Raw genomic sequence first — 8,595 nt, forward strand, 5'->3', positions numbered from 1 at the left:
AAATCACCCCACCACTCTTACGCTTCCTCTTTAGTAGTAGCACAGTTAGGCGGGCCGGGTGGACAAAGCTTGCCACAATCAATGCACTCATCGCGCAGGCCCAAAGAATGCCCTAATTCATGCAAGAACCCCTTGGAGAAACTCTGCGCATTAGCATATCTGGCTCTGCCTAAAATAACCAAGGAGAGTTTATCGCGCGAAGATAGCTCCGCGCAGGAAACCGAACCTTGCGCATCAATTATAATCAATTTATATTCGGATTTAAGCTTATTCTTGATGCCGTCCAAAAAATCCTGGCGTACCTTTAGCGGCGGAAAGCCCTGGGCTTTTTTAAAATTCTTCTCTCCTTCATCCAGCGGCATCTGCACCTGCCAAGCATTTATTACATCCGTGAATTCATCAAAGGGCCTGGCCTTTTTTAATCTCTCCAGAATTACGCCGATATCCTTTGAAGAATCATCCCTATCAGAATAATGCAGCGGGCAAAAGACTAAATTAAGCCGCGGCTTATTCTGCTCTTTATTTGTCGGCTCTATGGTCCAACTAAGGCCATTATTTAAGAAAGAGGCCAAGAAAAAAAACAACAAGAATAATTACCTTCATCATATAAATCCCCCGTTCCACCTGCGATGTGGAACGGGTGTGGAACGATCTATCTTAAAACAATTTCGTAGGATTCGTAGGATTTTTATTGTTTCTGACACCATTGCTCGCAAAAACCGCCGGTGTAGGTCAATGTGCACGCATTACTGCCGCTGTCAGCCGTGTTTGGTGTTGTATGCTGATGGGTAAATGTGGTTATACAGCCCCCAAAATCAGTAACTGGAATCCAGCCTGTTGGACACTCTGGAGGAGTACAGGACGATTCACCGGTACAATGATATTGTGTAACATACGCGGCACAAGCCGAACAATTACGCTGCCACCCACACTTTAAAGAAACCATTGCGCCGCCGCCTCCCTGTGTCACCCAGCCTCCAGCACCATAATAATAGAATGCTCCAGGAGTAGAGTCAGCGGGATTATTGTCTATATAAACCAACTCACCCTCTTTAGCATTAGATTCCGGGAGTTCACTCTGCGGTTTATAGATTACGCTCCTGGCCACATACAGCTGGCCATTCTCCGGCGGCTGGTCATTGGCATCTAAGCTGCCACCGCTATCGTTTGTATCACCCACGGCAAACCTGTTGGTCTGTAGTTGGTTGTAGACACCGTAAGGCGAAGGGTAATAGGTGGTAATAGTGAAAGTTTCTCCTTCGTCTTCTGGGGCTCCTTGGGCAAGACAAGGCAAACTAAAGAAAACTAAAATGAAACCTAAGGCTAAACCTTTTTTTAGCATCGGTCACCTCCTGATTATACATTTTACCGGACAGGCCTCTATACACTTACCGCAGGATGTACATTTATTATATTTCTATCCCCTATTTCCTTAAAAAATAGAAACGTCCCCTATTTCATATATTAAATGCTATTTGCAACAAATCGCCTGGCTGCTGAGATAGTTCCAGCTGCTGGTGCAATCGCCGAAAGCCCTACTGCACTTTGACGAACACTGCTCTACTCCATCCAGCCTAAGCGACTCAAAAGATTCTAGGCACGATCCACCAGCATAATACGATGCGCTGGTGATGGTTACGCTCCAGTTTCCACCCCAGGCAGGCTTATTCCCAAAATCTTGACCAGCACACCCATTCCCGCTTGCGTACGTTACCATGGTCCATCCCTCTCCCAGCGAGGAACAGGTTGGGTTGTTATCGCTAAAACAAAGACCTTTACATGTCGAATAGGGAATCTCGGCTTCTCCCAATAGTTTCCAACCCGAGCTAGTGTAGAAATAAAACTTTTCATCATTACCATAAACCAGTTCGCCTCGTTGAGGGTTGGCAAGCCCATCTTTATTCACAGGGTTGTAGATAACACTTCTGGCCACAGCTATCTGTCCCTTCTCCGGCGGCTGGTCAGTATCGCCTACGGCGAACTTATTGGTCTCTAGTTCATTATACGAGCCGTAAGGCGAAGGGTAATAGGTAGCAATAGTGAAAGTTTCTCCTTCGTCTTCTGGGGCTCCTTGGACAAGACAAGGCAGGATAAACAAAAGTAAAAAACCTAAGATTAAACCTTTTTTCAGCATCGGTCACCTCCTGATAATACATTTTACCGGACAGACCTCTATACACTTACCGCAGGATGTACATTTATTATAGTCTATTATTGCCAGATTGTCTATGACATGTATAGCGTCAACCGGACAAACCTGTTCGCACTTACGGCAGGCAATACAGCCTACCGGACAGACTAGCCGGGTATCTTTTCCTAAATCATGGGAGCTGCAGGCAACATAGACATCATGTGTTACAGGCACAAGGGTGAATAATTTCTTCGGGCAGATGAGCACGCATTTATTACAGGCCTTGCATTTATCCTTATCCACTACGGGTAAACCTGTATCAGACATCTTGATGGCGTCAAAAGGGCAAACTCTCACACAACTACCAAATCCTAAACAGCCCCAAACGCACTCCTTCTGTCCGCCTAAAACTAAATTAGCAGCCACACAATCTTCTATGCCCGAATACAGGAACCTGTCCTTTACTTTTGTGCCGCCAGCGCAGTGTAAAACCGCAACTGCCTTTTCTATTTTTTGCAGCTTCCTGCCTAAAGCCTCGGCAATTTGCTTCTTGGTTTCATCGCTGCTGACCCGGCAGGCATCTATTTTCAGCTTACCGCTGAGCACCGATTCCGCAAAGCCAAAACAACCTGCCCCGCCGCAGGCGCCGCAGTTTGAACCCGGCAGCAAACCATGGATTTTTTCTAAACGGGCATCCACATGGACTGCCAGCTTTTTAGAAGCGAGTGCCAAACCCACCCCAAATAAAAGGCCCAAAACACCCAAAGTTAAAATCGGTATCAGAATTTCCATATAAAATTTAAATTAAATCACTTGTAACCTACAACATAATTAAGATTTTTTACCCCCTAAAACCTTCCCGCCAAACTACCTTTATACGATAGCGGGATCCCGCTTGCTAATTAATTAGCTTAGCGGGAAAATCCATTAAACCCCAAGAAACTCAAACTCATAATTGAGGCAATAATAAAAGCAAGCGGAAATTCTTTTAAGGCCTTTGGGCAATTACAAAAATCCAGCCTCTCCCTTATCCCCGACATTAAAAGCATGGCCAGGGTATAGCCTAACCCCACGCAGATACCCTGGAATAAGGAATAGTAAAAACTGCCTGCTATGGCCTTGCCGTTCCTAAAAAACATATCTATATTTAAAACTGCTACGCCCAATACCGCGCAGTTTACCGTAATCAAAGGCAGGTATATGCCGAAAAACCTGTATAAGGATGGGCTAATCTTCCTAATAGCCATCTCCACCAACTGCACAAAGGTAGCAATGACTAAAATAAAAGATATGGTGCGCAGGTATGTAAGTCCAAAGGGGATGAGTAAAAAACGGTAGATAAACCAGGTAATAATAGATGACATGGTGACTACAAACATTACCGCAAGACTCATCGCCAGGGCCGGCTTGGTTTCTTTGGAGATAGCGATAAAAGAGCATAATCCCAAAAAGCGGGAGAGTATGACATTATAGACAAAGACCGCGGAGATAAATATGCTTAAAAACTGCGCCACATTCATATTTTCTTACTCTTTAAGACATTAAAAAAGCCGAGCAAAAGCCCAATTACCAAAAGCGCGCCCGAGGGCATACCCAAAACAAATGCCGGTTCATAACTTTTAATCAGGTTATGCCCCATAATTGTCCCTGCGCCTAAGAACTCCCTTATGCCGGAGATTAAGATTAAAGCCAGGGTAAAACCAATGCCCATACCCAATCCGTCAAACAGGGAATTTAAGGCCGTCTGCTTCTGGGCATAAGCCTCAGCGCGGCCTAAGACCATACAATTGACGACGATTAAAGGCACATAAATGCCCAGGGCGCGGTTTAACGCCGGGCTGTACGCCTTCATAGTCAGTTCAGCAATAGTCACGAAGGTGGCAATGACTACAATAAAACAGGGAATGCGGATCCTCGCAGGGACAATATTCTTAATCAGAGAAACAATTATGTTAGAACCTACAAGCACAAAAGTAGCGGCAATACCCATGCCTAGGCCATTCGTTACTGACGTAGATACTGCCAGGGTAGGACATAAGCCCAAGGCCAAAACAAAAGTGGGGTTCTCTTTAATAATACCTTTTAAGAATTCAGCAAATAAATTTTTCATCTTGTCCCGTAGATACGATTTTTTGTATACCTGTCAATTATAGGTGTAGCAGCGTTCATCATCAATATAGCATAAGAGACACCTTCCGGGTAACCGCCCCAGAGCCGGATTACCGCAGTAATTATCCCGCATCCTATGCCAAAGATAATCTGCCCCTTACGCGTCAGAGGCGAGGTAACATAATCCGTAGCCATAAAAAAAGCGCCCAGGATAAGGCCGCCGGATAAAATATGCAATAGCCAATCGCCGCTAAAAAGGCCTTGCGGAGCGAATATATAGGTAAATAATCCTACGGTAATTATATAAGGTACAGGGATGTGCCAGGAGATATAACCCTTAATCAAAAGAAACGCGGCACCCAATAAAAGCGCCGCTATACAGACCTCGCCGATACAGCCGCCTCTTTTGCCTAAAAATAAATCCAGATAGGAGATGTTTTCTAACACCTTGCCTTCTTTTAATAAGGCAAGGGGCGTAGCTGAAGTGATGGCGTCAAAATTTAAGGGCTTGGTAAACCCCGCTCTTCCTCCAAATATACTGTAACTGTGAAGGAAGGGCGGGGTAAAATTAGTCAGATATTTCGGCCAGGAGGCCATCAGGAATACCCTGCCCACCAGCGCAGGATTAAAGATATTCTGCCCCAAGCCGCCGAAAACCTGTTTACCTATAATCACGGCAAAAAACGAACCAATAACGGGTATCCAGAAAGGAACTTTAGGCGGCAGATTATAGGCAAGCAATAATCCCGTAAGCACTGCGCTGCCGTCTAAAATAGTGATTTTTCTTCTGGTGAATACCTCTATCAACCACTCTGCGGCTACTGCCGAAAAAATACCTAAGATAATCACCCGGAGCGCATCTAAACCAAAAATAAAAACACCGGCTGCACCAGCGGGTATCAGACTGGCTACTACTAGCCACATAATCTTACTGACTGATTCATCTTTATGCAGGTGCGGGGAAATAGAAACAATAAACTTATTTTGCATTTTTTGTTAACTCCTGGATGTCTTTTAATTTTTCCCGGACCGAATCCATTACTGCCTTGGAAGAAATAGTAGCGCCGGTAATCGCCTGGACTTCGCTTAATCCTCGGATATCTTTGTTGCTGAACTGGCTGGTAAAGGCAGGCTGGGCCACGCGGCTCCCCAGGCCAGGGGTTTCATTCTGGTTTAATATCTTGATATTAGTAATCTTTCCGTCGCTGGTTACCCCTGCCATAGTTTCGATCTGGCTGGAATAGCCTTTAGCGGATGCCTTAAATACTGTGCCGATTATTTTTTCCTGTTCATCGTAGGCATTATAATAAACAATTGCCTCGCCTGATTTCGCTGCCTCAAAACGAACGGCTTGCGGCATTACTTCCTTAAGGCCTGCCTCTTCTTCGGCCTGGGCCTGGGCAATAATCCTGGATTTAGTCAGAGAATTCACCGATGCCAAAAGCCCGGCTGCTACCGCGCATATTAACGCCAGGATAAGACCGTAACGCAACATCTCTTTCACCCCGCTCTTCCTCCTTATCTCTACCCCCACCCGTCAGGAAGGGCGGGGTTCATTTTATCGCCTCTAATTTCGCCCTTTTTATATGTTGGACTAACCTGATATTTGCCGGGCAGACATAGTTACATAAACCGCATTCAATACAGTCAAGGGCGCCGTAAATCTTAGCCTGCGGCCAAAGCTCTTTTTGAGAAGCCAAACTTATTAAAGTGGGCATAAGAAATACCGGACATTCCCTGACGCAGGCGCCGCAACGGATACAAAATTCTTCTTCCTGCAAGGCAGCCTCTTTTTTATTTAATAAGATAACTCCTGTGGTAGATTTTATCACCGGCACATCCAGCGTATATTGGGCGATCCCCATCATCGGTCCGCCCATAATTACCTTTACGGGTTCTTCTTTTAAGGGTGTGCAGAAATCAATTAACTCTTTAATAGGCGTGCCGATTTTTGCTAAAAGATTCTTAGGCTTTGAGAGGCAACTGCCTGTTACCGTAACCACGCGTTCGTATAAAGGCTTATTCTTATAAACTGCCTCATAAATAGCAAAACAGGTGGCAACGTTATGCACGGCCACGCCGATATCAAAGGGAAGCTTAGCCTGCGGGACTTCTTTATTCAGGATATTTTTTATTAATTGCTTCTCTCCTCCTTGCGGATAAGCTGATTTTAAAACTTTTACTGCGAACTGTGAACTATGAACTGTGAACTCTTTTATCGCTTCAGGCTTATTATCCTCAATAGCTATATAAACTTTCTCAACCCCCAAACATCTTGCGACAAGCCCTACGCCTTGTAAAATCTCTTTAGTCTTCTCTACCATCAAGCGGTAATCGCCGGTCAGGTAAGGCTCGCATTCTGCGCCGTTAATAATTAGGGTATCTACCGGTTTAGGGGGATTAAGTTTTATATGCGTGGGAAAACTTGCCCCGCCCATACCCACAATACCCGCTTCAAAAACAAGATTACGAATTTGCTCTGGCGTCAAATTCTCTATTTCGGTTTGTGATTTAGGGATAGCAGGATATGCTTTATCGCTTCGCTCACCATCAATAATTATTGACTTACAGCGGCCTGAAAACGGATGAGGCCAATCTTGAATTGAGATAACTTTACCCGATATGGACGCATGTATGGGGCTGGACACATTCGCCTGGACCCCGGCAATCTTCTGGCCGGCCAAAACAGTATCGCCTATTTTTACTTCAGGGCTGCAGATCCTACCTATATGCTGGCTTAAAGGGATATAGGCCCTGCCGGGTGAGGGCATCTTCTCTATGGCCTTATTTTCCGTTTCTAGCTTATACTCTTCTAATCTAACCATGGAATTTTACGGTGATAGATAAAATTTATGACGCCTAAAAAGCTGAATATTATCCCCACAATAACCAAAATCAGGACGTGAGAAAACTTATCCGCCAGCACGCTGCTGATAAACATAAATAACAAAAACCCCAAATGCATGATAATCTCCATGGAACTAAAAATCTTCCCCCTCATTTCGCTATCGCTTGCATTATGGATAATGGTATTGGAGGCAATCATAATGGGCGAGACCAGAAGCCCTAATAAAAATGAAAGTGCTGCGGCAATAAAAAAATCAGGATAACGCTCTATAACCAGGGCAAAAATAACGAGCATTATACCGCTTAAGACAAGAGATAAAAATATTATTTTATAGTGAGAGACGCGCTGCCCGAACCGGCCATAAATAAGCGAGCCCAAAAACAAACCGATGCCTAAAAACATTATCAAGAGCCCTAAATCCTTGGTGGCAGAGTGCAGCGTCTTCTGGACAAAGACTATCAGGACCACATAAATTGCGCCCAACGCCGACCAAAGGATAAAGGTAAGCCCAGCCGTGAAACGGATATCTTTCTTACGTATAAAATATAAAATGCCGTCTTTGATTTCCGCTAATACGGACTTCCTGATCACCTCAACTATCTCTTTACCTACTTTTCTAAAATCCATAGCGCTGGATACGCCTGACTTTTTAGTAATAAACAAAATCAGCCCTCCCGAAACGAAAAAACTAAGGGCATCCAGATAAAAACCGCTCCTTGCGCCCAACCACTCTACTAATATCCCGCTTACGCCAAAGCCTAAAATTGCCGCGATCATGCCGGTTATGTTCACCAGGGAATTGGCAATTAATAGATCCTTATTCTCGACCAGGTCGGGGATAATAGCCAATTTCGCCGGGATAAAAAAGCGGCCGATAGAAAAAGCTACGAATATGATGAGGTAGATCGGGCTCATGTATTTGGTGTAAAATAAGAATAAAGGTATGGTCAGCATCAATATTGCCCGTAGGAAATCGCAGGTATACATTGTCCGGCGCCTCTCCCACCTGTCTACATATACGCCGGCAATGGGGCCGATTAAAAATACGGGGATAATGGTAAAAGAAAGGATCTTGGCAATTTCAAGCGTAGAACCCGGCGCCTTTAAATAGACAAAGGCAATCAGGGCCATCTGGCCGAGCCTGTCGCCTACCTGGGAAATTATCTGGCCCAGCCACAAAAGAAAGAAATTACGGTTTTTCAAAACTTCCCTGAACTTGGCCATGGTCCTCTCTGATATTTCTAAGAGCCGATGAGTGGAATCGAACCACCAACCCGCGCTTTACGAAAGCGCTGCTCTACCATTGAGCCACATCGGCATGGAAAACTAATTATACCATTATAGCAACTTTTTTATAATAGTCAACCCGTTGTGGGGCAAAGTAATGCAAGGATTATTTCGCACTTTCGTATTGAAGCATCCTCTTAGGTTGTTGAATCGGCCTTAGGTTTATGTGTTTAATAAGGCCAAATATCCAAAGGTTAAGGCTGCGTTCGTTCTTAAAGTA

The 8,595-nt window shown here is 44.7% G+C and carries 10 protein-coding genes and 1 tRNA gene; all 11 read right to left on the minus strand.

Going from position 1 to position 8,595, the window contains the following annotated elements:
- Positions 1-17: 17 nt before the first annotated feature.
- Positions 18-584, minus strand: a complete 567-nt coding sequence (locus PHV44_05475) for a hypothetical protein (protein ID MDD5592724.1) — start codon at positions 582-584, stop codon at positions 18-20.
- A gap of 104 nt (positions 585-688) precedes the next feature.
- Positions 689-1,342 carry a hypothetical protein gene (locus PHV44_05480; GenBank protein ID MDD5592725.1) on the minus strand — a complete coding sequence of 218 codons (654 nt, stop codon included), beginning with the start codon at positions 1,340-1,342 and terminating at the stop codon, positions 689-691.
- 129 nt (positions 1,343-1,471) lie between these two features.
- Positions 1,472-2,134, minus strand: coding sequence for a hypothetical protein (locus tag PHV44_05485; GenBank protein ID MDD5592726.1), 663 nt, complete (start codon positions 2,132-2,134; stop codon positions 1,472-1,474).
- 3 nt (positions 2,135-2,137) lie between these two features.
- Positions 2,138-2,923, minus strand: coding sequence for an RnfABCDGE type electron transport complex subunit B (locus PHV44_05490; protein MDD5592727.1), 786 nt, complete (start codon positions 2,921-2,923; stop codon positions 2,138-2,140).
- 119 nt (positions 2,924-3,042) lie between these two features.
- Positions 3,043-3,651, minus strand: a complete 609-nt coding sequence (locus tag PHV44_05495) for an RnfABCDGE type electron transport complex subunit A (GenBank protein ID MDD5592728.1) — start codon at positions 3,649-3,651, stop codon at positions 3,043-3,045.
- The gene (locus PHV44_05500) at positions 3,648-4,241 is read right to left on the minus strand and encodes an electron transport complex subunit E (protein ID MDD5592729.1); all 594 of its coding nucleotides are present in this window, start codon (positions 4,239-4,241) and stop codon (positions 3,648-3,650) included. The genes PHV44_05495 and PHV44_05500 overlap by 4 nt, the downstream gene beginning before the upstream one ends.
- On the minus strand, positions 4,238-5,230 hold the full coding sequence (locus PHV44_05505) for an RnfABCDGE type electron transport complex subunit D (protein MDD5592730.1): 993 nt from the start codon (positions 5,228-5,230) through the stop codon (positions 4,238-4,240). The genes PHV44_05500 and PHV44_05505 overlap by 4 nt, the downstream gene beginning before the upstream one ends.
- Positions 5,220-5,735, minus strand: coding sequence for an RnfABCDGE type electron transport complex subunit G (locus tag PHV44_05510; GenBank protein ID MDD5592731.1), 516 nt, complete (start codon positions 5,733-5,735; stop codon positions 5,220-5,222). Before PHV44_05510 ends, PHV44_05505 begins: the two co-directional genes overlap by 11 nt.
- A 58-nt stretch (positions 5,736-5,793) precedes the next feature.
- A complete protein-coding gene (gene rsxC, locus PHV44_05515; protein MDD5592732.1) occupies positions 5,794-7,065 on the minus strand; it encodes an electron transport complex subunit RsxC in 1,272 nt (423 codons plus the stop codon).
- Positions 7,053-8,312: an MFS transporter gene (locus PHV44_05520; GenBank protein ID MDD5592733.1), complete on the minus strand. Its 1,260-nt coding sequence runs from the start codon at positions 8,310-8,312 to the stop codon at positions 7,053-7,055. The genes rsxC and PHV44_05520 overlap by 13 nt, the downstream gene beginning before the upstream one ends.
- 22 nt (positions 8,313-8,334) lie before the next feature.
- A tRNA-Thr gene (locus tag PHV44_05525) sits at positions 8,335-8,406 on the minus strand.
- Positions 8,407-8,595 lie beyond the last annotated feature (189 nt).

Source organism: Candidatus Omnitrophota bacterium, from assembly GCA_028717245.1.
Classification (GTDB): Bacteria; Omnitrophota; Gorgyraeia; order Gygaellales; family Profunditerraquicolaceae; genus JAGUYA01.